Source organism: Mycobacterium sp. 852013-50091_SCH5140682, from assembly GCF_001665685.1.
Taxonomy (GTDB): Bacteria; Actinomycetota; Actinomycetes; order Mycobacteriales; family Mycobacteriaceae; genus Mycobacterium.
Genome location: NZ_LZTB01000011.1, coordinates 109687 through 136040, shown reverse-complemented (window position 1 = coordinate 136040; position 26354 = coordinate 109687). Strand labels below are relative to the sequence as shown.

The 26354-nt window shown below is 67.0% G+C and carries 27 protein-coding genes; 16 read left to right on the top strand and 11 right to left on the bottom strand.

Features of this window, described 5'->3' with window-relative positions; translation table 11 throughout:
• Positions 1-7 precede the first annotated feature (7 nt).
• Positions 8-985: an alpha-E domain-containing protein gene (locus tag A5784_RS04125; RefSeq protein WP_064942596.1), complete on the top strand. Its 978-nt coding sequence runs from the start codon at positions 8-10 to the stop codon at positions 983-985.
• Positions 986-1825, top strand: a complete 840-nt coding sequence (locus A5784_RS04120) for a transglutaminase family protein (protein WP_064942594.1) — start codon at positions 986-988, stop codon at positions 1823-1825.
• Here the strand turns inward: A5784_RS04120 and A5784_RS04115 are convergent.
• Complete coding sequence (locus A5784_RS04115) at positions 1809-2297, bottom strand: MarR family winged helix-turn-helix transcriptional regulator (RefSeq protein WP_064942592.1); 489 nt, start codon at positions 2295-2297, stop codon at positions 1809-1811. The two genes, A5784_RS04120 and A5784_RS04115, sit on opposite strands and share 17 nt — an antisense overlap.
• Before the next feature lie 100 nt (positions 2298-2397).
• Here A5784_RS04115 and A5784_RS04110 point away from each other — a divergent pair, with 100 nt between their 5' ends.
• The gene (locus A5784_RS04110) at positions 2398-3156 is read left to right on the top strand and encodes a hypothetical protein (protein ID WP_232005930.1); all 759 of its coding nucleotides are present in this window, start codon (positions 2398-2400) and stop codon (positions 3154-3156) included.
• Positions 3153-4034 carry a TIGR03560 family F420-dependent LLM class oxidoreductase gene (locus tag A5784_RS04105; protein ID WP_064942590.1) on the top strand — a complete coding sequence of 294 codons (882 nt, stop codon included), beginning with the start codon at positions 3153-3155 and terminating at the stop codon, positions 4032-4034. The genes A5784_RS04110 and A5784_RS04105 overlap by 4 nt, the downstream gene beginning before the upstream one ends.
• Here A5784_RS04105 and A5784_RS04100 read toward each other — a convergent pair.
• Positions 4001-4858 carry a ribonuclease Z gene (locus A5784_RS04100; RefSeq protein WP_064942588.1) on the bottom strand — a complete coding sequence of 286 codons (858 nt, stop codon included), beginning with the start codon at positions 4856-4858 and terminating at the stop codon, positions 4001-4003. The genes A5784_RS04105 and A5784_RS04100 overlap by 34 nt on opposite strands.
• Positions 4859-4959: 101 nt before the next feature.
• On the opposite strand from A5784_RS04100, the gene A5784_RS04095 reads away from it, so the two are divergent.
• The gene (locus A5784_RS04095; protein ID WP_062827247.1) at positions 4960-5391 is read left to right on the top strand and encodes a CBS domain-containing protein; all 432 of its coding nucleotides are present in this window, start codon (positions 4960-4962) and stop codon (positions 5389-5391) included.
• On the opposite strand, the gene A5784_RS04090 is transcribed toward A5784_RS04095, so the two are convergent.
• The 6 genes from A5784_RS04090 to A5784_RS04070 form a co-directional block, all read right to left on the bottom strand.
• Complete coding sequence (locus A5784_RS04090; protein WP_064942823.1) at positions 5375-6748, bottom strand: NtaA/DmoA family FMN-dependent monooxygenase; 1374 nt, start codon at positions 6746-6748, stop codon at positions 5375-5377. The two genes, A5784_RS04095 and A5784_RS04090, sit on opposite strands and share 17 nt — an antisense overlap.
• A 38-nt stretch (positions 6749-6786) precedes the next feature.
• Positions 6787-7692, bottom strand: coding sequence for a MetQ/NlpA family ABC transporter substrate-binding protein (locus A5784_RS04085; protein ID WP_064942586.1), 906 nt, complete (start codon positions 7690-7692; stop codon positions 6787-6789).
• Between the two features lie 25 nt (positions 7693-7717).
• Positions 7718-8413 carry a methionine ABC transporter permease gene (locus A5784_RS04080; RefSeq protein ID WP_064942584.1) on the bottom strand — a complete coding sequence of 232 codons (696 nt, stop codon included), beginning with the start codon at positions 8411-8413 and terminating at the stop codon, positions 7718-7720.
• Positions 8410-9411, bottom strand: a complete 1002-nt coding sequence (locus tag A5784_RS04075; RefSeq protein WP_064942582.1) for a methionine ABC transporter ATP-binding protein — start codon at positions 9409-9411, stop codon at positions 8410-8412. The genes A5784_RS04080 and A5784_RS04075 overlap by 4 nt, the downstream gene beginning before the upstream one ends.
• Before the next feature lie 266 nt (positions 9412-9677).
• A complete protein-coding gene (locus A5784_RS38120) occupies positions 9678-9824 on the bottom strand; it encodes a hypothetical protein (protein ID WP_156750362.1) in 147 nt (48 codons plus the stop codon).
• Positions 9825-10076: 252 nt separating this feature from the next.
• On the bottom strand, positions 10077-10529 hold the full coding sequence (locus A5784_RS04070; protein ID WP_064942580.1) for an STAS domain-containing protein: 453 nt from the start codon (positions 10527-10529) through the stop codon (positions 10077-10079).
• Positions 10530-10720: 191 nt separating this feature from the next.
• On the opposite strand from A5784_RS04070, the gene A5784_RS04065 reads away from it, so the two are divergent.
• Complete coding sequence (locus A5784_RS04065) at positions 10721-11329, top strand: GNAT family N-acetyltransferase (protein WP_232005929.1); 609 nt, start codon at positions 10721-10723, stop codon at positions 11327-11329.
• A gap of 31 nt (positions 11330-11360) precedes the next feature.
• Here the strand turns inward: A5784_RS04065 and A5784_RS04060 are convergent, their stop codons facing one another.
• The gene (locus tag A5784_RS04060) at positions 11361-11975 is read right to left on the bottom strand and encodes a type II toxin-antitoxin system PemK/MazF family toxin (RefSeq protein ID WP_064942577.1); all 615 of its coding nucleotides are present in this window, start codon (positions 11973-11975) and stop codon (positions 11361-11363) included.
• 8 nt (positions 11976-11983) lie between these two features.
• On the opposite strand from A5784_RS04060, the gene lepA reads away from it, so the two are divergent.
• A complete protein-coding gene (lepA, locus tag A5784_RS04055) occupies positions 11984-13918 on the top strand; it encodes a translation elongation factor 4 (RefSeq protein WP_502687492.1) in 1935 nt (644 codons plus the stop codon).
• Between the two features lie 25 nt (positions 13919-13943).
• Here lepA and A5784_RS04050 read toward each other — a convergent pair whose 3' ends face one another.
• Complete coding sequence (locus A5784_RS04050; RefSeq protein ID WP_064942821.1) at positions 13944-15377, bottom strand: cytosine permease; 1434 nt, start codon at positions 15375-15377, stop codon at positions 13944-13946.
• A complete protein-coding gene (locus A5784_RS38115) occupies positions 15377-15541 on the bottom strand; it encodes a hypothetical protein (RefSeq protein WP_156750360.1) in 165 nt (54 codons plus the stop codon). The genes A5784_RS04050 and A5784_RS38115 overlap by 1 nt, the downstream gene beginning before the upstream one ends.
• Before the next feature lie 128 nt (positions 15542-15669).
• Between A5784_RS38115 and A5784_RS04045 the strand changes: the two genes are divergently transcribed.
• The 9 genes from A5784_RS04045 (at position 15670) to A5784_RS04005 (ending at position 26299) form a co-directional block, all read left to right on the top strand.
• Positions 15670-17049: a flavin monoamine oxidase family protein gene (locus A5784_RS04045; protein ID WP_064942573.1), complete on the top strand. Its 1380-nt coding sequence runs from the start codon at positions 15670-15672 to the stop codon at positions 17047-17049.
• 36 nt (positions 17050-17085) lie between these two features.
• Positions 17086-19179 carry an acetate--CoA ligase family protein gene (locus A5784_RS04040; protein ID WP_064942571.1) on the top strand — a complete coding sequence of 698 codons (2094 nt, stop codon included), beginning with the start codon at positions 17086-17088 and terminating at the stop codon, positions 19177-19179.
• Complete coding sequence (locus tag A5784_RS04035) at positions 19176-19982, top strand: SDR family oxidoreductase (protein WP_064942569.1); 807 nt, start codon at positions 19176-19178, stop codon at positions 19980-19982. The genes A5784_RS04040 and A5784_RS04035 overlap by 4 nt, the downstream gene beginning before the upstream one ends.
• 45 nt (positions 19983-20027) lie before the next feature.
• Positions 20028-21188: an acyl-CoA dehydrogenase family protein gene (locus A5784_RS04030; protein ID WP_064942567.1), complete on the top strand. Its 1161-nt coding sequence runs from the start codon at positions 20028-20030 to the stop codon at positions 21186-21188.
• An 83-nt stretch (positions 21189-21271) separates the two neighbouring features.
• On the top strand, positions 21272-21865 hold the full coding sequence (locus A5784_RS04025) for a TetR/AcrR family transcriptional regulator (protein WP_064942565.1): 594 nt from the start codon (positions 21272-21274) through the stop codon (positions 21863-21865).
• Between the two features lie 100 nt (positions 21866-21965).
• Positions 21966-22733, top strand: coding sequence for a sensor domain-containing protein (locus A5784_RS04020; protein WP_064942563.1), 768 nt, complete (start codon positions 21966-21968; stop codon positions 22731-22733).
• Between the two features lie 49 nt (positions 22734-22782).
• Positions 22783-23478 (top strand): sensor domain-containing protein, encoded by a 696-nt coding sequence (locus A5784_RS04015; RefSeq protein WP_064942561.1) that lies wholly within the window; start codon positions 22783-22785, stop codon positions 23476-23478.
• A 149-nt stretch (positions 23479-23627) separates the two neighbouring features.
• Positions 23628-24917: an NtaA/DmoA family FMN-dependent monooxygenase gene (locus A5784_RS04010; RefSeq protein ID WP_064942559.1), complete on the top strand. Its 1290-nt coding sequence runs from the start codon at positions 23628-23630 to the stop codon at positions 24915-24917.
• Positions 24914-26299 (top strand): LLM class flavin-dependent oxidoreductase, encoded by a 1386-nt coding sequence (locus tag A5784_RS04005; RefSeq protein ID WP_064942557.1) that lies wholly within the window; start codon positions 24914-24916, stop codon positions 26297-26299. The genes A5784_RS04010 and A5784_RS04005 overlap by 4 nt, the downstream gene beginning before the upstream one ends.
• Positions 26300-26354: the final 55 nt, after the last annotated feature.

Sequence of the window (26354 nt, the reverse complement as noted above, 5' to 3'; positions counted from 1 at the left end):
GAGGTGGATGCTGGCGCGAAATGCCGAATCGCTGTACTGGATCGGGCGGTACGTGGAGCGGGCCGACGATACCGCGAGGATCCTCGACGTCACGGTCCATCAGCTGCTGGAGGATTCCAGCGTCGACCCGGATCAGGCATCGCGGACCCTGCTGCGCGTCCTCGGAATCGAGCCACCCGCTGGGCGACTCGACATGTGGTCGCTGACCGACATCGTGGCGTTCAGCCGAGACACCTACGGCGGGACCTCGATCGTCGGAGCCATCTCAGCGGCTCGGGAGAACGCCCGTGGCGCCCGTGAAGTCACCTCGACCGAGATCTGGGAATGCCTCAACACCACCTACAACGGGTTGGCCGAACGGGAGCGGGTAGCCAGACGGCTTGGCCCGCATCAGTTTCTGTCCTACGTGGAGGGCCGCGCGGCGATGTTCGCCGGACTCGCGGATTCGACGCTGAGCCGCGATGACGGCTACCGGTTCTTGCTGCTGGGCCGCGCGATCGAACGCGTCGACATGATCGTGCGGCTGCTGCTCTCGCGGGTCGGGGACAGTGGATCGTCCCCGGCATGGGTCACGCTGCTGAGGTCGGCCGGCGCGCACGACACCTACCTGCGCACCTACCGTGGGGTTCTCGACGCCGGCCGAGTGGTCGAATTCATGTTGTTGGACAGGCTGTTTCCGCGGTCGATATTCCATTCACTGCGGTTGGCCGAACACAGCCTCGACGAGCTGCAGAACAGTCCGCACAGCCGAGTGGGGGCGACGGCCGAGGCGCAGCGGCTGCTGGGCCGGGCGCGCAGCGAGTTGGAGTTCCTGCAACCCGGCGCGCTGCTGGAATCGCTGGAGGTGCGGCTGGCGAGCTTGCAGAAAACCTGCCGAGACGTCGGAGAAGCGTTGGCGCTGCAATACTTCCACTCCGCGCCGTGGGTGGGCTGGACCGACGCGGGCCGGGGCAGCGCTCTGGTGATCGAAGAAGGGGAACTTTAGATGTGGCGCATGCGGGTGGTGCATTCGACCGGCTACGCGTACAAGTCGCCGGTCACCGCGTCGTTCAACGAGGCCCGGCTGACACCGCGGTCGGATTCCCGTCAGAACGTGATCCTCAACCGGGTGGAGACCGTGCCGGCCACGAGGTCCTACCGGTACGTGGACTACTGGGGCACTGCGGTGACGGCATTCGACCTGCATGCGCCGCACACCGAACTCGAGGTGACGTCGTCGTCGGTCGTCGAAACTGAAGTCGTCGAGCGGTCCGAGGAAAGCGTCAGCTGGGACGATCTCGCCTCCGAAGCGGTGCTCGACCGGTTCGACGAGGTGCTCAGCCCCACGGGTTACACGCCGACGAGCAAGCGGATCCAGCGGGTGGCCGAGCGGATCGCCAGGGACTACGAACCTCAGGACGCGGTTATCGCCGCCGCGCAGTGGGTCCGCAGCGAACTCGACTATGTTCCCGGCACCACCGGTGTGCATTCATCGGGCCTCGACGCCCTGCGGGAGGGGAAGGGCGTCTGTCAGGATTTCGCGCACCTGTCGTTGATCATGTTGCGCTCCATGGGAATTCCCTCGCGGTACGTGTCGGGTTATCTGCATCCCGACAGCCAGGCCGCGGTGGGCGAGACCATCGACGGGCAGAGCCATGCCTGGATCCAGGCTTGGACCGGCGGGTGGTGGCACTACGACCCCACCAACGATGCCGAGATCAACGAGCGGTACGTGAGCGTCGGCGTCGGCCGCAACTACTCCGACGTCACACCGCTCAAGGGCATCTATTCCGGCGAGGATTCCACAGACTTGGATGTGGTCGTGGAGATCACCCGGCTGGCTTGACGGAGCCCGCGCGGCCCAGGTTGCGGAAGCCCGGATGGACGTGCGGTGTCAGCTCATGGTGATCGGCGAGGGTCTGCAGCAGTTCCAGCAGCGTATCTCGTTGTGCGGCATCGAGACCCGCAGTCATCCGCTCATCGTGGCGGCGCGCCAGCTCGCCGATGCGCCGCAGGATCTTCTTGCCCGCCGTGCTGAGGTACAGCGCGTGCAACCTGCGGTCGTCGGGATTGCGGCGCCGCTCGACGTAGCCGCGGTCCTCCAAATCGTCGACGTAGCTGACCACTCGGCTCGGCAACAGGCTGAGCTGGGCGCTCAGTGACTGCTGGCTGAGCCCTGGCTGCGCGCCGATGGCGCGCAGGATGCCTGCGTGCGGGGGCGTCAGCTCGACGGTCGCCATCTGCTCGGCGAACAGGGCTGCTGCCCGGTGGCCGAGCTGTGCCAGCAGGAATGCCGCGGTGTCCGGGCCACCTTCCATGCTGAAACCGTATCACCGTCAAATGGTTCATGATTGCAAACATTCGGCACTCGGCGGGCGACGGTTGCCGTCATCGTCCCGCGGGCATATCGTTCATTATATGAACGATTCATCGGGTGATCGAATTCAGTCCGCGCGGACCGTGACGGCCGCCGGGTCTGCCACGGCCGCCCGGACCGCCCGAACCGGCAGACAAGGCAGACAAGGCGGACCGCCGCTGGCCCCGCTGGCTGCGGTTTCGCTGGGATTGCTGCTGGCCGGGGTCATCGTCGGCGTCGCTATCGGCGGTGTGATGCCGTTGCCCTACGGTGGCGCCGCCGACATCCTTCGATACGTTCATGACCACCACGGGGCCGTGCGGGCCTGTGCGGTGGGCACATTCGCGGCATCGGTGCCGTTGGCGACCTACGCCGCGACCGTGAGCACCCGGCTGCGCCAACTCGGCGTCACGGCGCCCGGTGCGACCATCGCCCTGGCCGGTGGCATTCTGGCCGCCGGATCCCTCGGCCTCTCCGGCCTGATCTGCTGGGCCATGTCCCGGCCTGAGGTGGTGGTCGACGACGGACTGATCCGCGCGCTGTACTACTTGGTGTTCCTCACCGGTGGGGTCGGGCACATCGTGGCGCTCGGCCTGCTGCTCGCAGGCATCGCGGTGCCGAGCCTGCTGCTCGAGTTGTTGCCGCGGGCACTGGCCTGGGCCGGTCTTGCGATCGCCGTGCTCGCTGAATTCGCGACGCTGGTCCTCATCTGGCCTGAAACGGCTGTGGTGTTGCCGATTGCCCGGTTCACCGGTTTCGTCTGGCTGATCGTCGCCGGTGTGCTGTTGCCGAAGCGGCGAACCGATCGTCGGCGCGCATGAAGCTCAGTGTCAGCGTCACGAACTACTCGTGGCCGGACCCGATCCACGACCGGCTGACGGCACTGGCCGCGAGCCTTGACGGCACCGCGGTCGACACGCTGTGGGTCGCCGACCATCTGCTGCAGGCCGACCCGTCGTGTCGGACCGACGAGCCGATGCTCGAGGCCTACACCGTGCTCGGTTACCTCGCGGCCGCGACGCGCCGGGTTCGGCTGGGCACCATGGTGACGGCGGCGACCTTCCGTGCGCCGGCCTTGCTCATCAAGGCGGTGACGACGCTCGATGTGCTCTCTGGCGGCCGGGCCTGGCTCGGTCTCGGTGCGGGCTATAACGCTGCCGAAGCCACTGCAATGGGCCTGTATTTGCCGGACACCGCCGAGCGGTTCGCGCGGATGACCGAACTGTTGCAGTTGGCTGATCGCATGTGGCGTGGCGATCAGAGCGCCTTTCGCGGTGAGTACTTGACGGCAGGGCAGCCGTTCGGCAGTCCTCGACCGGTGACGGTGCCGCATCCTCCGGTGCTGATCGGCGGCACGGGCGAGCGCCGCACGCTGCGCCTTGTCGCGCAGTACGGGGACGCGTGCAACCTGTTCGACATTCCCGACGGCGGGCGCGCCATCCGCCGCCAACTCGGGGTGTTGGACCGTCATTGCGCCGAGGTCGGGCGACCCGCCGATGCGGTCGAGCGCACGGTGACCACCGCTCTGGAACCTGGCGAGTCGGTTGCCCGACTGGTGCAGCGCTGTCTGGCGCTCGGTGAACTCGGCCTCGATCATGTCGTACTCATCAGGCGCGGACATCCCTGGGCCGGTACCGATCTCGACGTCGTCGCCGGTGCTGCCGATCAGTTGCGCGATCTGGCGCAGACCCCCGGATGAACTTCGACCCGGTGCAGGTCGTTGCCCAGCTCGATCTGCCGGTCGAATTCCGTTGCGGCCCTGGCGCGCCACTCGTCTTCCTCACCCGCGGCGATCGCAGGCACGTAGTGGGTGAGGATGAGGATCCCGACCCCGGCGCGAGCTGCGGTGGCCGCGGCCTCTTCGACCGAGGAGTGGTAGTCGCAGATGTCGCGGATGCGCTGCATGGGCAGTTGCTCGACGAGATCCTTGCGGATCGCAGTGTGTACCAGGGCGCCCGCGCCTGCGGCGAGAGCATCGAGGCCGGTGCACGGCACCGTGTCACCGGCGAGCACGACAGACGCGCCATGGTGCTCGATGCGGAACCCGATGGTCGGCTCCACGGGCCGGTGGTCGGTGGGGCCCACCACCGTTCGCACGCCGTCCTGATCCCACACCAGCCCCTCGGTGTACTCGTGCACCTCGACCGGCGGCGGTGCGGTGAGGTCGGCGTGATGGGCGATCCGATACCCGATGTCGGGTCCGAAGGCCTCGAGCATCGCCTCGACCACCCGTTTCGTTCCCGGCGGCCCGATGATCTGCAGCGGAATCTGCTCGGTGAAGGTGGTCACCCACCGGGTGATGATGACGTCGCCCAGGTCGGCGATGTGGTCGCTGTGCAGGTGGGTGAGCAGCAGCGCGCTGAGCGCGTTGGCACCGGAACCCACTGCGGCCAACCGCTGTTGCACGCCGCGGCCGCAGTCGACGAGGAACGTCTGGCCACCGGCACGGATCAGGGTGGCCGGACCGGCGCGGTCCGGGTCCGGGATGGGGCTGCCGGTGCCGAGCAGAGTGACCTCGATCATGCGCCCAGATATACCCGGTGATGCGCCTTGGGCGAGCCCCTTTCGCCCGGACCGTTGCCGACCTAGCCTGGTGTGAGGTGGATCACGATCGGAGGCGGGCGATGCGGATCGCGGACGTGCTGAGCAATAAGGGCGCCGCCGTGGCGACGATATCCCCGGAAGCCACGGTGTCTCAGCTGCTGGCCGGGCTGCACGAGATGAACATCGGTGCGATGGTGGTGGTCGGTTCCGAAGGGCTGGCAGGCATCGTGTCCGAGCGCGACGTGGTGCGCAAGCTACATGAACGCGGCAGCAGCCTGTTGGCCCAGCCGGTCTCGGAGATCATGACGACGGTTCTGGCCACGTGCACCCCGCGCGACACGGTCGACCACCTCAGTGTGCTGATGACCGAGAATCGCGTGCGGCACGTCCCGGTGCTCGACGGTGGGCGGCTGGCCGGCATCGTGAGCATCGGTGACGTCGTCAAGACCCGGATGGAGGAGCTCGAAGCCGAGCAACAGCAGTTGCAGGCCTACATCACGCAGGAGCGCTGACGCGCTCACCGACGCCGTCGAGAAGATCGTTGTCGGCGAAGGCGCCTCGGTAGGCGGCGGCCGGATGACGCTCGGGTAGCCGGTCGCCGCGACCCAACAGCTTGTGGCGCAGCGTGCCCGACTTGTCGGTGGCGATGAGCCCCCGCTCGCGCAGCGTCGGGAACAACCGGTCGGCCACCTCCTGGAATGACTGGGGGACCGTGGCGTGGTAGACGTTGATGCCGTCGACGCCGGCCTCGCGCCATTCCTCGAGGCGGTCGGCGATCTCCTGAGCGGTTCCGACGACGCGGTTGGCCCCTTCCAACACCCACGCCATGTCCCGGATCGTCGGCTCGGCATTGCCCGACGCTTCGGTCGCCCAACGCGTGAAACTCTTGATCCCGGTGAACTCGCCGAGCTGACTGATCGGCGTGTCGAGAGGCAGGCTGCCCGCGTCGATTCCGGCATCGCCCAACGCGTGCAGGGCAATTCCCTCCAAATCCAGATAACGCTTGAGTTTGTCATTGCGCCGTACTGCCTCGGCGTGGGTATCACCGATCACGAACGACAGTCCCTGGGCGAACGTGATGTCGTGTGGATCGCGACCGTTTTCGACTGCCAGGGCACGGGTTTCGGCGGTCAGCTGATGTGCGGACTCGGGATTCGGACTGCTGATGTACACGCCCTCGGCGTTGCGGGCCGAGAACAACTGTCCGGCCGGGGACGAACCTGCCTGGAACAGAACCGGTGTGCGCTGCGGCGATGGCGACGAGAAGTGCGGCCCCTCCACCCGGTACCGCTTACCGACGTGGTTGATCTTGTGGATCTTGGCCGGGTCGGAGTGCACGCCGCGGTCTTTGTCCTGCACGAGTGCGTCCTCGTCCCAGGATCCTTCCCACAACTTGTATGTCACGTCGACGTATTCGTAGGCCCACTCGTATCGCTCGTCGTGGGCGAGGGTGCCCTCATGGCCGAAGCTGCGAAACATGTTCTCGTTGAAGCTCGTCACGATGTTCCAGCCGAGCCGACCGTCGGTGTAGTGGTCCAACGACGACATGCGCCGGGCGAAGTCGAACGGATGGTCCTGGATGATCGAGCTGGTGAACACGATGCCCAGGTGATCGGTCGCGGCGGCCAGCGCCGAGGCGAGCACGGAGGGATCGTTGACCGGGATCTGGATCCCGGCCTCGACGGACTTGCGCCAGTTGCCGTTCCACGGTGCCCGCAACCCGAACACATCGGCGAAGAAGAGCAGGTCGTAGCCGGCGCGGTCCACCGCGGTGGCCAGCGACGTCCAGTGCCGAAGCGAGTTGAACTTGTGGTTCTGCGCCTCCGGGGCACGCCAAAGGCCGTGCAGCACATGGGATGCGGTGTTCATCACGAACGCCGAGAAATACAGTGGGCGTTTGCTCTGGCTCACGAGATCGGCCCCAGGGTGTCGCGGATCAGGGTGTTGTCGGTGGTCTTGAGGAATTCGGCGACCTTGGGATCCTTGAACGTCTGGATGAGTTTCTGGACGTTGGGATCGTTGAGATGCTTGTTGCTGACCACCAATCCGCCTTCGCTGCCTTTCGGAGCCGGGTGCCGGGCCAGGATCTGGTTCTCCGTCAGGCCCGCTGCGTACACGTCGGAGATGTGGACCACGATGGCGTCGACATCGGCGAGGCTGCGCGCCAGCTGGCCGATCGGAACCTGAACGAACTGGTAGTTCTTGGGATTGGCCGCGATGTCACCGAGCTGCGGCAGTCCCGCGAGCGTCTCTTTGCCGGGTTTGAGGGTGATCTGCCCGGCCTCGGCCAGGTCGAGCAGGGCGATCGCCTGACCGGCCGGGTCGTCGCGCAGGGCGATCTTGGCCCCCGTCGGCAGTTGCGCCCAGCTGCGGTACTTGTTCGAGTACGTCGCCTGGTCCCAGGTGAATGTCGGGGCGGCCAGCGTGAGTTGGAATCCGTTGGCGGCGATGGCGTCGTTGAGGAATGGCTGATGCTCGAAGAAGTTGCCTGCCACCGTGCCCGCGTCGACGGCACGGTTGATCTCGATGAGATTGTCGATGCGCACCGGTTTGATAGTGATCCCGTGGTCGGGCGCGACGTTCTGGGCGATGTAGGCCAGCAGGTTCTCGGCGGCGATGTCGGTGCTCCACGTCGCGACGTCGAGCGTGGTGCCGAATGGCTTGTCCTGGTTGGTGTTGTTGGCGAAGAAGATGCCGCCGACGATGACGATCACGACGCCGACGGCGGCCGCGATCCATGGCCAACGCTGTTTTTTCTTGATCTCGATGTCGATATCGCCGGCGGCGGGCGACGCGGTCTGCTGCTCGGTCACGGATGTTCCTTCGTGTTGCGGGTTTTCAGCGTGTGAGTGCCTTGACGACGCGGTCGCCGACAAACTGGACGACCTGGATCGTGACGATCAGCGTGACCGCGGTCGCGATCATGATGTTGTCGTCGAACCTGTTGTAGCCATAGGTGATTGCCAGGTTTCCCACGCCGCCTGCCCCGATCGATCCGGCGATGGCCGAGTACTCGATCATCGCGATGATGTTGACCGTCAGGGCCCCGGCGAGGGCGGGCAGTGCCTCGGAGAGCTGCACGGTCCGAATGACCTGCAGTGTGGTGCCGCCCGAGGCCTGGCCCATGTCGGTGACGTCGGACCGGACCTCGCGCAAGGCGTTCTGTACGAGTCGGGCGAAGAACGGTACGCCCGCGGTCGTCATCGGCACGATCGCAGCCGGGATCCCGATCGTGGTGCCGACGATGAACCGCGTCACCGGGATGATCGCTGCCATCAGGATCAAAAACGGCAGGGATCGCCCGACGTTCACGATCGTGTTGAGTGTGGTGAACAGCCGCGGGTTCGGATAGAGCCCCAGCGGCGAGGTGTTGTGCAGCGTGACACCGAGCGGGGTGCCGATGATGACGACAAGAACCATCGTGATGCCGACCATGAGCCACGTCTCCCCGTAGGCAGGCAGCAGCAGATCGGGCACGTGTTGCCATGGAGTGCTGAAGTCCTCCTGGGCCACGACGGTGACGGACGGGGTCACGCCGCCTCCCGAGTGGAGCTGATCTGACCCGCGCGGGCGTGGAGCCCGTGGTCTCGCAGATAGTCTGCGAAACCTGTTGGGGCCGAGGGTGAGACCGCCAGCACCGCCCGTCCCACCGCGACACCGCGGATGGCCTCGACGCTGGCGGAGAGCACATCGACGCGCAGGCCCGAGATACCCGGGACGCTGTGAACGGCGGTCAGCCAGTCCAGTGGGACCTGACGTGAGGCGTAGGACACCTCCCAGATGTCGGCCGGCCCGGCGGGCGTCACGGCGGGGCGCTCGGGGAGCAACTCGCGGGCCAGGGCCGAATCCGGATCCAGGATGACATCGGTGACCGAACCGTGTTCGACGATCCGGCCTGCGTCGATGCGGGCCACCGAGTCGGCGATTTCGCGCACCACTTCCATCTCGTGCGTGATGAGGATGACGGATAGACCGAACTCGTCGCGAAGGTGGCTCAGCAGCGCGAGGATTGACTTCGTGGTGGCCGGGTCGAGTCCCGCGGTGGCCTCGTCGGACAACAACACCGACGGGCGCAGCGCGAGCGCGCGGGCAATCCCGACCCGCTGCTTCTGGCCTCCCGAGAGCTGCGCGGGAAAGTACCCGCTGCGGTCGGCGAGCCCCACCCGGTCGAGCAACTCGGCGACCCGCCGGCCGACGGAGTCATCGGTGGCGCGCAGATACTGCAGGGGCAACGCGACATTCTGTGCGACCGTGCGACGCCGCAGCAGGGGAGCGGTCTGAAAGATGACGCCGATGTCGCGCCGTGCCGCGATCAGTTCGGCCCCGTCGAGCCGCGCGAAGTCCAAGCCGCCGACCCGCACTGCGCCGCTGCTCGGACGCTCGAGGAAGCTCACACAGCGCGACAGTGTGCTCTTGCCCGCACCGCTGGGCCCGACGACCGCCAGGATCTCACCGCTGCCGACGGACAACGAGATGTCGTCGAGCACAGTACGGTCCCCGAAACGTTTGGTGAGGCTCTCGATCTCTATCACGGACGCTCTCTGGGTTGATGCGGACACGTCGACGCAGCACTGCGCGCGGGATGGTCGGACACCTGCCGACAGCCCGCAATCTACGCGGCGCGATGCGCCCGCCCCAGGGTAGAAATCGAATTGATCGAAAGTGCCCGACCCAGGTTCGCTTACCGCGCACCGGGATTCGCATCGGCCGGTCGCGGTTCGCGGTTAACTTGGTGGGACACAGTCAGATACGTCAAGCTGAGCCGATCAGCTCGCGGCCACGACTCGCAGCAGGGTGGCTATGTCGACGCTCTGCGGTCGAGGAGTCGGTCGACGCGCGACATCCATCGGATCATCGCGGCATAGTCGGCCTCGGCCCGTGCTTTCTTGACCTCTTGATAGGCGGTGAAGATCTCGCTATCGAGCGTGGAAACCAGATTGATCATTTGCCTGTCCTTCCGATCACCGTGACCGCAAGGACGGCGCAAGCTGCGGACGACTCTCCGCAATGACAGCGATCCCAGTCATGATGGACAGCTCCTCACCCATCCTCGCCAAACACCTGTGTATTCCCCGAATCACCGCTGCTTAATCCCGCTTTTTGGGAGACGTGCCGGGCGTGGGTCACTTCCGTTGCACGGAATCGGTTGCCCGGCATTGTCTATCCGGCGAGGCGCGGCGACGGCCCGTCTCACTTCTCAGTCGCCCGCGAGCATCTTCGATTCCAACGTGGTGATGGACCGAAGCCGCCACGTGGCATCAGGCGTTTCCGCCAGGCGCAGCAGTGCCTCGTCCAAGGTGTCCACGACCGGCAGTCGGAGCCCGGTTGCGGTGGGCACGAGTAGCTTCACCGCGTCACTTGCCACCAAGGCCCAATCCCGCCCGGTTTGGCGGCATTCCGTCGCGAAACGAAGTACTGCCCTGAAACCGGCGAAGTTGACGAAGCCCACAGCGCTGCAATCGAGGACCAACGGGCGGCCGACGTGGACGAATCCGATCAAGTAGCGGCCGACGCTACGGACGTTGCGCGCATCGATCTCACCGCCCACTTCGATCACCACCGCGGGTGGACGCGGGTAACTGCACAGCCGCACACCGAGCGCAGGTGAAGAAGTTGAGATGCGGGTGAGTTTCGGACCGGTGTAGGTCATGGCAACCCCTTGGTGGTCGGTGCGCAGCGTCGCATCCTGGACTGTGTTCTCAAGCCCGACGATCGACAAAGCTGACGTAGATTTACCCGTTCCCTGAGCGTCTACTCCTACTTCTCATGTGGTGCACTGGGATGCCGGACTGAGATTGCTTGCCGCTGCTGTCGAATCATTGAATGTGCGATCGTGGGCAGGTGGCCACCATCGATGTCCGCCCTGTTCGCAAACCCGACGCCGGGCAGCTCGCTGCCGTGTTGGCCCGAGCGTTCTACGACGACCCGGTGATGAAGTGGATGCTGCCCGAGGACGCGCGTCGGCGGCGGGGACTGGTACCGATGTTCGCGACCATGACGCGTCACCACTTCCTGGCCGGCGGCGGCAGTGAGGTGGCAGACCGGGACGGACGGATCGGGGCTGCGGCGCTGTGGGATGCGCCGGGACAGTGGCGACACACGCGGCTGCAGCAGCTGTTGATGATGCCGACGTTCGTGCGGGCGTTCGGGCGGCGGGGCACCCGTGCTCAGCAGATCGAGGCGTTGATGAAGGAGCACCATCCGGAGGAGCCGCATTGGTACCTCGCGGTGATCGGCAGTGACCCCGCGGTCCGCGGCGGCGGTTTGGGCCACGCGTTGATGCGGTCGCGGCTCGACCGCGTCGATGCCGATCATGCGCCGGCCTATCTGGAGTCGAGCAATCCGGACAACATTCCGTACTACCTGCGGTTCGGATTCGAGGTCACCGGCGAGATCCGGTTGCCTGACGGCGGCCCCTCCCTGACCCCGATGTGGCGGCAGCCGCGGTAGGGCGTGAGTGGCGCGAGCCACGGTAGGGGGGTCAGCTCCAGGAGTACTCGGCACGCAGGCGCGCGGCGACCACTTCGAACCGGTCACGGTCGAGGATCGCGCCTTCGCGGCGGATGCTCTCTTCGGGTACGTCGAGCACACGGTCCAACCGGACCCAGCTGGCGCGGCCGTCGTAGTCCCAGCTGCCGGTACCGATACCCACCCAGTGGGGTTCGTTGCGGTGGTGCTCCTGGCTGGACAGCATCAGGCCGAGCAGGGTCCGCTGATCGCGGCCCACGACCAGGACCGGGCGGTCTTTGCCTCTGGTCGGGTCGTCCTCGTAGACCACCCAGGTCCAGACGATCTCGCCAGGATCGGCCCGGCCGTCGAGATCGGGTGCGTAGATCAGCCGGCGGGCCCGGTGTGCGGTCGGAACCGTGTGCTGTGAGACCGGCCGGCCCGCGGTGATGGCCGGAGGGCGTTCGGCCTGGCTGCCGGCGAGCACCTCGAGCCCGAGTTTGATGCCGTGCTGGATCCCCTGCTGGACCGTGCGCGGCACGGTCTCGGGATTCTGCAGCTGGCGGATGAATTTCGGCGCCTCGTTGAACACGAGGTTTTCCGCAAAGCGCTGAAACGCCTTCCATTGCGACGCCATGGTGTCGAGCATAGGGCAGGATCCGCGGCCGCGATTGTGTCGCCGGGGTGGGTGCTCGATACCCTGGATGGGCACAGCACGTGCTCGACACCCACGCTCACCAGGAGATTCCCATCAGCAGTTTCGCCGACAAGACGTTCACTGCGCCGGCGCAGATTCGGAACTTCTGCATCATCGCCCACATCGACCACGGCAAGTCGACGTTGGCCGACCGGATGCTGCAGCTCACCGGCGTCGTCGACGACCGGTCGATGCGTGCGCAGTACCTCGACCGGATGGACATCGAGCGCGAACGCGGCATCACCATCAAGGCCCAGAACGTGCGGCTGCCGTGGCAGATGAACGACGAGGACTACGTCCTGCACCTGATCGACACGCCCGGTCACGTCGACTTCACCTACGAGGTGTCCCGCGCCCTGGAGGCGTGTGAGGGCGCGGTGCTGCTGGTCGACGCGGCGCAGGGCATCGAGGCGCAGACGCTGGCCAACCTGTACCTGGCGCTCGATCGCGACCTGACTGTCATCCCGGTGCTCAACAAGATCGATCTGCCCGCCGCGGATCCTGAGCGCTACGCCGGTGAGCTTGCGCACATCATCGGTTGCGAGCCGTCCGATGTGCTGCGCGTGTCCGGCAAGACCGGTGAGGGCGTGGCCGAGCTGCTCGACGAGGTGGTGCGGCAGGTGCCGGCCCCGACCGGTGACGCCGACGCGCCGACCCGCGCGATGATCTTCGACTCGGTGTACGACATCTACCGCGGCGTGGTGACCTATGTCCGCGTGGTGGACGGCAAGATCGTCCCGCGCGAGAAGATCGCCATGATGTCCACCGGGGCGACCCACGAGCTGCTCGAGGTCGGCATCGTCTCGCCCGAACCCAAGGCCAGCGCGGGCCTCGGGGTGGGGGAGGTCGGTTACCTGATCACCGGTGTGAAGGACGTCCGGCAGTCCAAGGTCGGCGACACCGTGACGACGGCCAGGGGCGGCGCCAAGGAGGCGCTGACCGGGTACCGCGAGCCCAGGCCGATGGTGTACTCGGGCCTGTACCCGGTGGATGGTTCGGACTATCCGGATCTGCGCGACGCGCTGGACAAGCTGCAACTCAACGACGCGGCGCTGACCTATGAGCCGGAGACCTCGGTGGCGCTCGGCTTCGGGTTCCGCTGCGGCTTCCTGGGGCTGCTGCACATGGAGATCACCCGCGAGCGCCTGGAGCGCGAGTTCGATCTCGACCTGATCTCCACCTCGCCCAACGTGGTGTACCGGGTGATCAAGGACGACGGTTCGGAGATCGTGGTGACCAATCCGTCGGACTGGCCCGAGGGCAAGGTCCGCGAGGTCTACGAGCCGGTGGTCAAGACGACGGTGATCGCGCCCAGCGAGTTCATCGGGACCATCATGGAGCTGTGCCAGTCCCGCCGCGGTGAACTCGGCGGCATGGACTACCTGTCGCCTGAACGCGTCGAGCTGCGCTACACGATGCCGCTGGGCGAGATCATCTTCGACTTCTTCGACTCGCTGAAGTCGCGCACCCGTGGCTATGCCAGCCTCGACTACGAAGAGGCCGGCGAGCAGCAGGCCGATCTGGTCAAGGTCGACATCCTGCTGCAGGGCGAAGCGGTCGACGCGTTCAGCGCCATCGTGCACAAGGATTCGGCGGCTGCCTACGGCAACAAGATGACCACCAAGCTCAAGGAACTCATCCCGCGCCAGCAGTTCGAGGTTCCGGTGCAGGCCGCGATCGGTTCGAGAATCATTGCCCGCGAGAATATTCGGGCGATCCGCAAGGACGTGCTCTCCAAGTGCTACGGCGGTGACATCACCCGTAAGCGCAAACTGCTCGAGAAGCAGAAAGAGGGCAAGAAGCGCATGAAGACCATTGGGCGCGTTGAGGTTCCGCAGGAAGCCTTCGTGGCTGCGCTGTCGACGGACGCGGCGGGGGACAAGGCGAAGAAGTAGCCCGCCGCGGCCGTCGACGCGGCGCTCAGCGCGGGTAGCCGCCGGCTCCCGTGCGTTGCACCACCAGCCGGGTCAGCAGGTAGTGCACGAGACCGGCGACCGCGAAGGCGGGCAGTGAGGCCGTGGTGTAGCGGAACACGCCGGTCGGTTCGTAGGTCACCGGGTTGAGCAGTAGTGCGTAGGTGACTGCGCCTGCGGCGACGGCGGCGAACGCCGCGATGTTGAACCCGTTCCAGTAGCTGTAGGCGGATTCGCCGACGGGCCGGAACAGGTCGCGGACGTTGAGGCGACGACGCCGGAGGACGAAGTAGTCGACCACCTGGACCGCGCACAGCGGAGCCAGCACGATCGCGCCCCAGGACACGAACCGCCCGTAGTTGTCGTATACGGCCGACGGGAAGAACACCAGAACGGCGGCCGGGCCGAGGATCACCGCGAGCATGAGGGGCCATGCCGCCTTGCGGAAGAACGCCCCGCCGCCGCCCTTGAGCGCGACCATCGACGCGTAGCCCTGCGACAGGATCGCGGTGATGTTGGCCAGGCAGATGATGACCAGCGCCACCACGCCGAGGCCGGCGCCTGCCAGCGGGATCATCCACTGCGTCGGATCCTCGATCTGCAGCGACAGGGCGGCCAGCACGCCGACGACCGCGGCGCACACCGACGCGCCGAAGACGCCGATCCAGTTGGGCCAGAAGGCCGCTCGGGAACTGCGGGTCAGCCGGGCGAGGTTCCCGAGGTTGGGCCACCAGGCGAAGCCGCCGGCCAGGTTCAGCTCGACGGCCAGCATGAAGCTCAGATGCGGGTCGTCGCTGGCACCGCCGAGCGGAACCAGTGCGGTGATGTCCGACCAGCTGTGTCCGGAGAACACGATCACGATGACGCCGATGATGATCAGCACCAGCAGCGGTGCGATGAAGCGGCACACCGCCTCGACCGATACGGGGCCGCGCGCCAGTACGATCCAGGACACCACGATCGCGACCAGGCCCAGCAGGCTGGCGGCCACACCGGATTCCGAAAGATGGGTTCCGGCGATCTGGTTGATGACGGTGACCAGGCCGTGGCCGAACATGATGGCCAGCACGGCCGACCAGGCCGCCGCGAGCACGGTGGACACCGAGACCATCACGACCCGGGCGCCGTTCTCGCCGAAGATGCTGCGCAGGCCGACGAACTGTTCGATGCCGTACTTGACCGACGGCATGCACGGGGCCAGCGCGACGAGCAGGACGCTGATGCCGTAGCCGATGACGATCGACGCGATGGCCTGCGTGACACCCACGTAGTACGCGACGGCCGCGCCTTGCAGGAATGCCCAGGTGGCCACCGCGAGTCCCACGTTGACCGCGGAGTGCTGCCAGAAGCCCCAGATCCGTTCGGCGGGACGCAGGGGAAGATCGGTCAGCGTGGCGTCCAGGCTGCCCTCGGCGCCGCTCTGGCGCAGTGCGTCGGTCATCAGTACGCCCACCACAGGAGTGCGACGGTGGCCAGGGCGAGGACGGCGATGACGACCAGCAGGTCGGTCATCGGCAGGTCGGATACCTCCATCGCGGTGGCGTCGGGGGACTCCAGCATGCTCAGGCGGTCCTCGAGTTCTCGATCGAATGTCGTGTCGTCCACCGGGCTCCATTTCTGATTGGCGGGCCAGTTTAAGAGAGTCTGTGGTGACCCTCACAACTTGTCAACCCGGTTGACGGAATCACATTCATTCTTGACTGGCGGGCCAATTAACAATAAGAATCGAAGCCATGACAACAACCTCGCCGTCCGGGGACACCGTCCACACCGTGGTGATCGGGGCCGGGTACGCCGGCCTCGCCGCAGCATTGTCGTTGGCGGACAACGGTACCGACGTGCTGGTGCTGGAGGCATCCGATCGCGTCGGCGGCCGCGTGCACTCCCAGCGACTCGACGGCGGCGTGGTGGTCGACCACGGCGGGCAATGGGTGGGGCCCACCCAGCACCGGCTGCTTGCAGCCGCCGAGAGGTTCGGGTGTGCGACCTTCCCGACCTATGACACCGGTGATCACCTCGAACTGTGGGCCGACGGCAGCTGCCGCCCCTTCCGGGGTGCCGGGCCGGCCGGCGGCCCCGGAGTCGAGCCGTACATCGAGGCGACCGAGGCCATCGACAAGCTCGCCGTCACGGTCAACCTCGACAACCCGAGCGCCACCGAGCGGATCGCCGAGTGGGACAGCGAAACCGTTCAGTCATACTTCGACCGCACCGTCGCCGACGCCGACGCGCGCCGGCGTCTCGCGCTCGCGGTACAGGGCGTCTGGACCGTGGAGCCCAGAGACATCTCCCTGTTCCACCTGCTCTTCTACGTGGCATCCGCGGGCGGCTTCGACCAGCTCATGGAGACCGCCGGATGCGCACAGGAGCGGCGTTTCGTGGGCGGCGCCCAGTCGGTGGCACTGGCCATGGCCGAGCACCTCGGCGAGAAGATCCGGCTCAATACGCCGGTCACCCACGTCGAGCACGGTGCCGACGGGGTGCGCGTCGGCACCGACCGCGGGCCGGTGTACGCCTCGCACGTGGTGGTGGCGGCATCCCCGGGCGCGGCGGTCCGAATCCGGTTCACCCCGGCCCTGCCGCCGTCGCGCAACCGCTGGATGGAACGCAGCCCGATGGGCGAGGTCTCCAAGATCCACACCGTCTACGACCGCCCGTTCTGGCGCGAGCGCGGACTGTCCGGCCAGGCCACGGTGTACGGCGACCGCAACGTCGGCGTCGTCTTCGACAATTCACCCGAGGGCGGCGAGGCTGGGGTGCTGGTGTCATTCACCTACGGTGACCGCCAGCGCCGTTGGGCGGCCTTGCCGGCGGCCGAGCGTCGCGCCGACATCCTCGCGACCCTCGGTGCCCTCTTCGGGGACGAGGCGGCAAAGCCGGTGCAGTACACCGAGAAAAGCTGGCCAGAAGATCCCTGGGCGCACGGCGGGTATGCGGCCAACCCGGCACCCGGGGTCTGGGTCGAACACGGCGCCTCGGGATGGCGTGCCCCGTGCGGGCGGATCCATTGGGCGGGTTCGGAAACATCGAGTGTCTGGAACGGCTACATCGACGGCGCGATCGCATCCGGTCAGCGCGCTGCCGACGAGATCGTCGCTGCCGCAACCCCGTAAACGTCTTCACCGTCACCACAGATAGGAACAACTCACGTGGCGCAAACTTCTGTGCTCGGCCGCGCCGGCGCAGACCTCAGCGTGTTCAGCGACCCGCGCTCGGTCGCCGTTGTCGGTGCCTCCGGGGACCCCGCGAAGTGGGGCTACTGGCTGGCCTCGGGTGCCCTCACCGGTGCTCGGCGCCGCGCGGTGCACCTGGTCAACAGCCGCACACCCCAGGTACTCGGCCAACCCTGCGCGGCCAGCCTGCTCGATCTCCCCGAGACTCCCGATCTGGTCGCCCTGTGCGTACCGGCGGCCCACATCGACACCGTCGTCGACGAAGGGCTGCAGCGCGGCGCACGAGGTTTTCTCGGGATCACCGCAGGCGTCGCCGACGAGCGGGCACTGGCGGCGCGGATCGCCGCCAACGGCGCCCGGTTGATCGGCACCAACAGCCTCGGAATCTACGACGCGAGCAGTGATCTGCAGCTGATGTGGGGCAGCCTCACCCCGGGGCCGCTTGCCATCGTCTCGCAGAGCGGGCAGCTCGGTTCCGAACTCGCCGCGATGGGGCGACGACACGGCCTGGGGGTGTCCCGGTTCGTGTCGGTCGGCAACCAATCAGATGTCACCGCAGTCGAATTGCTCGCCGACTTGGCCGGGCACGACGCCACCCGGGTGGTCGTCGTGTACCTGGAGAGCTTCACCGACGGGGAGGCCCTCTTCGACACTCTCGCCGCGTTGCGCACAACGGGTAAGCCGACGGTGCTGCTGACCGTGGGCTCCAGCGCAGCGAGCTCCCGGATGGCGCGCTCGCACACCGGCTCGCTGACGTCGTCGCTAGACCTGGTCGACGCGGCCTGCCGCGCCGCGGGTGTGGTGCGGGTCAACACGCCCGCAGAGGTCATCGACGTGGCCCGCACGCTGCTGGCCGCACCCGTGCCGAAGGGCCGGCGCATCGCGATCGTCGGGGACAGCGGCGGGCAGAGTGCGATTGCCGCGGACGTGGCCTCCGAGCGGGGGCTGACGGTCGCACCGTTCCCGGTGTCGCTCAGCGAGTCCCTTGCCGGCGTGCTGCCCGCGGGTGCGGCGTGCGCCAACCCGGTCGACCTCGCCGGCGCAGGCGAGAAGGACATCGAAAGCTACGCAACGGTTGTCGAGCAGGTGGCGGCGGTGCCCGGCATCGACGCCGTGGTGCTGACCGGATACTTCGGTTGCTACGGGCAGGACATCCCGGCGATGGCAGCCGACGAGATTGCGGTCGCGCAGCGGCTGGGTGCGCTCGTCGATGCCACCGGTATCCCCGTCGTCGTGCACACCATGGGGCCGGAATCGGCTACCGCACAAGCACTCTGGAGCTGTGGAGTGCCCGCGTTCGGCTCGATCGAAGCCGCGGCGGGTGCTTTGGCCCACGCCGCCGAGCTGTGCGCACGGCCGTCCGTCGACCCGGCCCCAACGGCGGCGGCTCCCGACGCCGCGGTGTTGCCCGGCTACTGGGCCGCGCGGGAACTGCTGGCGCAGAAGGGCGTTGCCTTCCCTGCCGGGGCGCTGGTGAACACCGGCGCCGACCTGGCGGCGCTGAACGCGTTGCGGGCGCCGTACGTGCTCAAGGCCGGATGGCTGGAGCACAAGAGCGAAGTCGGTGGTGTCCGAATCGGTCTCGCCGACACCGCTGAGCTACACGCGGCGTTCGAGGACATGCACGGCCGGCTCGGTGACGGCGATTACGTCGTCGAGGAGCAGGACGTGCGGGAAGGCGCCGTGGAAGTTCTCGTCAGTGCACGGCGAGACCCGCAGCTCGGTGCCTTCGTGGTGGTCGGCGCAGGCGGCACGGAAACCGAGGTACATCAGGACGTCCGCGTCGAACGCGCGCCGGTGTCACGCGAGGGGGCCCGGCAGATGCTCGACGAGTTGCGCATGGCTCCGCTGCTGCGGGGCTGGCGCGGACGGCCCGCGGTCGACATCGACGGACTGGCCGACCTCGTGGTGGCGGTTTCAGAGCTGATCGCCCAGCGCGGCGACATCGCCGAGGTCGAACTCAACCCGGTCCGGGCGACCCCGCACGGGGCCGTCGCCGTGGACGCGCTGGTGATCCCCCTGACTGGACAAGAACATGGCGAATCAACGGAATTGGGAGACGACACGTGACAACACCGGATACTTCGACCGAGTTCGCCGGCCGGGTCGCACTGGTGACCGGCGGGGGCAGTGGGATCGGTCAGGCCATCGCGGTGCGGTGGGCTGCGGCCGGCGGCACCGTCGCGGTGCTGGGTCGCCGCAAGGAAGCCCTCGAAGAGACTGTGCGGCTGGCCGAGGCCCATGGCGTGACGGCCGAGGCGGTGGTGTGCGACGTGCGTGATCACGTCGCCGTCGCGGACGCCGTCGACGATGTGGTGACCCGCCACGGCCGCATCGATGCATTGGTCAACAATGCGGCGGGCAACTTCGTCGTGCCGTCGGAGGACCTCTCGCCCAACGGCTGGAAAGCCGTCACCGACATCGTGCTCAACGGCACCTTCTACTGCACGCACGCGGTCGGACGGCACATGCTCGCCCAGGGCGGCGGAACGATCCTCAACGTCATCGCCAGCTATGCCTGGCACGGTCACCCGGGCACGGTGCACAGCGCCGCCGCCAAGGGCGGCGTGGTCGCCATGACCCGCACCCTGGCGGTCGAATGGGGTGCCCGCAACGTCCGGGTGAACTGCATCGCCCCCGGCCCCACCGAAACCCAGGGCGCGGGTGCGGCATTGTGGCCCACCGCGCAGGCCCGCGCCGACGTGCTGGCCAGCGTTCCCGCAGGCAGGTTCGCCAGCCCCGAGGAGATCGCCGAATCCGCGGCGTTCCTGCTCAGCGACCGCGCCGCGTTCGTCACCGGCGACGTGCTGGTCGCCGACGGCGCCCAATGGCTCGGCAAGGCGATCTATACCGACCCGCTGGCCCGTACCTGAAACCGCACACCCCAACAACTTTCACCACCGAAGAGGAGACAAGACATGCAGACCACCCACATCCCGGCCTGGCCGCTCAGCGATGAGCAGCGCCAGATCGTCGAGCTGTGCCGCGACTTCGCCGCCAAGGAGATTCGGCCCCGCGGCCGCGAGGTCGACGAGGCCGACACCGTCACGCCCGTCGACATCTTCCAGAAGGCGGCCGAGGTCGGCATCACCGACTTCATGATCCCCGAGGAGTTCGGCGGCGGAGGCTTCACCGATGTCTTCACGCAGTGCCTGGTGCAGGAGGAACTGTGCTGGGGCGATCCGGGTATCGGCAACCTCGTGTGCTCGAACGGTTTCTTCTCCGATCCCATCATGGTGCTGGGCACCGCGGACCAGAAGAAGCGCTGGCTGACGCCCCTGACCGGGCCCAAGTCGCCGATGACCTCGCTGGCCACCACCGAGCCGGAATCCGGCTCGGACGCCGCGTCGATCGTCACCACCGCGATCCGCGTCGAAGGCGGGTACCGCATCAACGGGCAGAAGGCGTGGATCTCCAACGCCGGCGCGGCCGAGTTCTACGTGATCTTCGCCAAGACCGACCCGAGCAAGCGGTCGGGCGGCGTGACCGCGTTCCTGGTCCACCGGGACACCGCCGGAATGAGCTTCGGGGAACCGATGAAGAAGATGGGGCAGCGCGCCATCGTGTGCCGCGAGATCTTCCTCGACGACGTGTTCGTCCCCGAGCAGGACCGGCTCGGCGAAGAGGGACAGGGCTTCTACGGCCTGATGGGCACGTTCGACATTTCGCGTGTGGTGCTCGGTGCGGCCGCTGTCGGTGCGGCGCGGGCTGCCTACGAGTACGCGCTGGACTACGCCAAGACGCGAAAGCAGTTCGGGGTGCCCATCATCGAACACCAGGCGGTGGCGTTCCGGCTTGCCGAGATGGCGACCCGCATCGAATCGGCCCGCCTGCTGGTGCTGCACGCGGCCCGGGTGATCGACAGCGGAGCCCCGGCACGCGGCCTTGCGGCGATGGCGAAGCTCACCGCGTCCGAGACGGCGATGTTCGTCACCCACGCGGCGGTCCAAACCCTTGGCGGCTGGGGATACTCGCGGGAGTACCCGGTGGAGCAGTGGATGCGTGACGTCAAGCTGGAGGAGATCGAGGAGGGCACCTCGGACATCATGAAGCTGGTGATCTCGCGCAACCTCGACTGACCCGGCCGGGCATTGTTGATTGAACGTACAGTTATCGGACTTGTACGATCGGCCCAGCAATGCCGAGCTGATCCGGAGGGCCGATGCCACGTCCCAGCGTTGAAGCCGAGCGGAGACCGCAGATCCTGTCTGCGGCATGCGCGGTGATCGCTCAGATCGGCATCCCGGCCCTGCGGCTCTCCGATGTGGCGAAGGAGGCCGGTGTCAGTTCCGGCACCGTCCACTACTACTTCGAGACCAAGCGCGACGTGATCACCGCGGCGTTCGAATTCAACCTCGCCGATTCGCTGGCGCGTCGGCAGGAATTGCTGAGTTCGGACAAGGACAGTCTGGCCATCCTGCACGATCTCGTGCAGTCCTATCTGCCCACCGACGAACGATCGCGGCGGGCCTGGAAGGTGTGGCTGGCGCTGTGGGCCGAAGGCAGCCGCGACCCGGTGCTGCAGGAGATCAACGACCGGCTCTACGGTCAGTGGCGCGACGTGGTGGCCGGGGTGATCCGGTCGGCGCAGCACCAGAAACTGGCGCGATCCGGTGATCCAGTTGTCCTGGCCAACATGCTCATCGGCATGCTCGACGGGCTGGCGGTGCAGGTGCTGCTCGGCTCCCAGAGCATGTCCCTGGACGCGATGCAGGAGACCTGCAAGGCGTTCATCGGTGATGTGATCGCCCGCTGATCCGTCCGGGTCGCCGAAAGCCTTTGAGTCCCTTGTGTAGGCTTTGCTGAGCCCGCTGGCGTAGTAGGGTCGGGATGATTGCTGTCGGCGGGAGTAGGCGATGAGAACGGTTGGCGCGCTCGGGTTGCTGGTGTCCGCCGTCATGCTGACCGCGGGGTGTACCAAGGTTGTCGACGGCCGGGTGGCGGCCGCCGACGGCTTGGCGCCGCGTCCGCTGAGCGGTCAATCCGTCGAAAAGGCCCTGCCCGACATCGGGCAGGTGGAGAAGATCGTCGGTGAAACCCTTGCCGAAGACAACTATGTGCCGCCGATCTCGGGTGGTCTCGACGATCTGCCCAACGGTTTGGCCACCGAACAGGATGCGACACCGCACGAATGCGTCACGGTGTCGAGCCCCATGCAGCGCAGCACCTACGAATCCGCTGACGTCACCGGCGCTGCCAGCACGCAGTGGAAGGGCGACCAGTCCGACGGTGCGGTGCTGGCCGTCGACGTCGGTGTGGTCGCCCTCGGCAGCGTGGCCGACGCCAACGCGCTGTTCGCCGGGTTCGCCAAGCAGTGGAAGGACTGTCAGGGCCAAACGGTGACGCTCGTGCGGGAGTCGGTCCGCGGCGGTTTCTACACCGACGCGATCACCGACGTGCGGGAGACCGCGTCGGTGATCGCCGCCACCGTCGAATTCGGCCACACCACAGACCAGACGACCAGCCCGGTGGCCCGTGCCATCGGGGTGCGGGCCAACTGCCTGGTCGAGACCGAGATTGCGTTCTTCAGCGACGCGGTGACGTCGGGCAAGCCGTCCAATGTCGACACCGTCGCCATCGACATCGCGCGCGCGATGATGGACCGCGTCGAGGAACTCACCTGAGAAGACGTGATCCCGTGACGTAGCGGGGTGACGTCGGCGACAATGACATATGGCCAGCAGGGCGCGGCTGCTCATCGCAGGCTCCGTTGCGGCCCTGGCAGTGTCCGGATGCACGAGCACGGTAGCCGGGATGGCGGTCCGCGACCCGAATGCCCCACCGCCGAAGACCACTCTGGAGGAATCCGACCTCGACGGCGTCCTGCTGTCCACGACCACCCTCGACGGCATCGTCGGCACTTCGGGTCTCAAGGTCACCGTCGACACCGACCAGATGCAGGATCAATCCAACGCCGTCGTCGACGCCAACTGTCTCGGTGCGGCCTTCGGCGCACAAGAACCGGTGTACGCCAACAGTGGCTGGACCGCGGTGCGCGACCAGGTGGTGCGGGAGCCGGGCGAGCACAACAAGCACTGGCTCGAGCAAGCCGTCGTGCTGTACCCCTCGGCCGACGACGCCAAGCAATTCCTCGGTAAATCCCAGTCGGACTGGGCCAAATGCCAAGGCACGCTGATCACGTTCAGCGACAGCGACGAGGTGCAGGTGTGGAACGTCACCGACGTCACCGTGGACGGTTCGACCATCAGCCAGACGTCCACCCCGGGCGCCGACAACTCCGGCGGTTGCCACCACGCCATGGCGGCCGCGGCCAACGTCATCGTCGAAACCTGGGCCTGCGGTGACTCGGTCACCGACGAGGCGGTCACCATTGCCAACGACATCGTCGCCAAGATCAAGCAGTTGTAGAGGTCCCGTTTCTTGCGCGAGCAGTCACAGAGGTCCGCGACACGCCGGGTTTCGCGGACCTTTGTGACTGCTCGCGCAAGGAACGTGAGTTGGCTTCTGGCTGAGCGCAACCCTGCAACCGCGGCGGCGGCGACCGTAGCGTCGGCGCAGTGCCCAGAGAACTGCATCTGCTCGCTTTCGGCAACACCCGCTCGGCCGGGCCTTGGCGGCATCCTGACATCGACAACAGCACCGCCGGGGTGCGGCGCCGTCTGATCGCGCACGCCCGAACCGCCGAGGCGGGTACGTTCGACGCGCTCTTCTTCGCAGACGGACTGAACTACGGGCCGCCCGCAACGTGGGCGTACAAAACTCCGGAAGACTTCGAACCGCTGACCGCGACGGCGGCGCTGTCGTCGGTGACCGACCGGATCGGCCTGGTCGTCACCGGATCGGCAACCCTGCAGCATCCCTATCACCTTGCCCGGCAACTGTTGTCGCTCGATCACCTCAGCGGAGGGCGGGCCGGCTGGAACCTGGTCACCAGCTTCGCGCAGGCCGCCGCGGACAATTTCAGTGCCAACGGCGTCGTCGACCACGACGAGCGCTACCGCATCGCCGAAGAGGCGCTCGACGTGGTGCGCAAGCTGTGGGACGGCTGGGGCGAGGACACCATAGTCGAAGACCGCGCAGCCGGAATCTTCCACGATGTCACCAGGATTCGTCGCGCCGACCATCACGGCCGGTACTTCGACGTCACCGGTCCGCTCGGTGCCTCCCGCTCGGCACAGGGCCGGCCTGTGCTGTTCCAGGCCGGCTCGTCGGACACCGGGCGCGCCTTCGCGGCCCGCCACGCCGAGGTCATCTTCACCAGCCACGGGAACCGGGCGCGTGCTCAGGAGTTCTACCGCCAGATCCACACCGCGAGCCACGGCCGCGCTCGGCCGCCGCTGATCACTCCGTCGCTGCGATACGTGGTGGGCTCCACCGAGGACGAAGCCAAGCGCGCCGAACAGGAGGAATACCAATACTTCAGCCCGGAGTATCAGGCCGGGTGGCTGCTGGAGGTCGACGTCGACGTCACCGGCGCGGACCTCGACGGTCCCGTGCCGGCATCGGCCTTCCCCGAGCACACCCAGACGCATCAGACCGCACTGGCGGGCTACCGCGCGCTGGCCGCCGACGGAGACCCCACCGTGCGAGAGTTCTTGTACCGCACCGTGAACGGATGGGGTGCATCGGTGGTCGGCACCCCCGAGCGCATCGCCGACGAGATCGAGGAGTGGTTCAGTACGGCGGCCGCCGACGGCTTCGTCCTGCGGGACACCGGATTGCCCGGGCAGACCGCGTTGTTCGTCGAACAGGTGGTACCGGTGCTGCGTAAACGCGGCCTGTTCCGCCACGAATACACCGGGACGACGTTGCGCTCCCACCTGGGCCTCGAGGTGCCCGTCCGATGACCTCGCGAGATCCGTTCGTGCTGGCCGCCTTCACGATGTCGACGGTGTCGCACGGCAACTTCGGGTTGTGGCGTCATCCACACGATCAGACCGCGCGTTACACCGATATCCGGTACTGGGTGGAACTGGCGAAACTTCTCGACACCGGCGGATTCGACGCCCTGTTCATCGCCGACGCGGTCGGCCAGCTCGACGTATTCGGCGGCGACGCGGCCGCGGCGCTGACGCGTGCCGTGCAGACGCCGGTGACCGATCCGCTGCTGGCGGTCTCGGCGATGGCCGCCGCGACAACGCATCTCGGCTTCGGCATCACCGTGTCCACCACCTATGAGAGCCCGTATCTACTGGCGCGCAAGTTCAGCACGCTCGATCATCTGACCGGCGGGCGTATCGGCTGGAACATCGTCACGTCGCTGCTGGACAGCGCCGCCCGCAACATCATCGGCCGCGACCGGCAGATCCCGCACGACGAGCGCTACGCCATGGCCCAGGAATTCCTGGAGGTGACCTACAAGCTGTGGGAAGGATCCTGGGAGGATGGCGCGGTCGTACGGGACCGGGAGGCCGGCATCTACACCGACGCCACCAAAGTGCACGGTATCGGCCACGACGGCACCTATTTTTCCGTTCCAGGTGCGCATCTGGTGGAGCCGTCGCCGCAACGCACACCGGTGTTGTTCCAGGCCGGAACATCGCCTGCCGGACGGGAATTCGCGGCGCGCAACGCCGAGTTGGTGTTCGCCAGCGATCCGCGGCCCGAGGTGCTGCGCGCCAACATCGACGACGTCCGCAGGCGAGCGGTGGGCCACGGCCGCAACCCCGAGGCGATCAAGTTCTTGACCTCCATCGAAATCGTCACCGACACCACGGATTCAGCGGCCAGGGCCAAGGCCGACGAACTGTCCCGCTACCACGATCTGGATGCCGGACTGGTGCTGCTCTCGGCGCTCAGCGGGGTCGACTGGTCCACCTACGGCGTGGACCGGCCCATCGAGCAGTTCGACACCGACGCCAGCCGCTCGATTCTCGCCGCGGTTGGGGACAGCCAAATCACCTTGCGCGACTACGTCGGAGGACTCGGAGGTTTCGGCGGGCAGCTGTTCGTCGGGTCGGCCGCCACGGTGGCCGACGAGCTGGAGGCCTACGCCGAGCGCACCGGTGTCGACGGGTTCAACATCGCCTACCACGTAACCCCGGGCAGTTTCGCCGACGTCGCCGAACATCTGATACCCGAGCTACGACGCCGGGGCCGGGCCAGGACGCCGGACGCCCCGACCACCTTGCGGCAGCGCCTGTTCGGCGCGGACTCCGCGGTGCTGCCGCCGGACCATCCCGGCGCCGGTTTCCGGTTAGCAAAAGAATCCCGCCGATTCGATAACTGACGCCGCCGACGATGTTGCGGCATCGTCATGACCATCTAATTCATTGTGCCCCTGT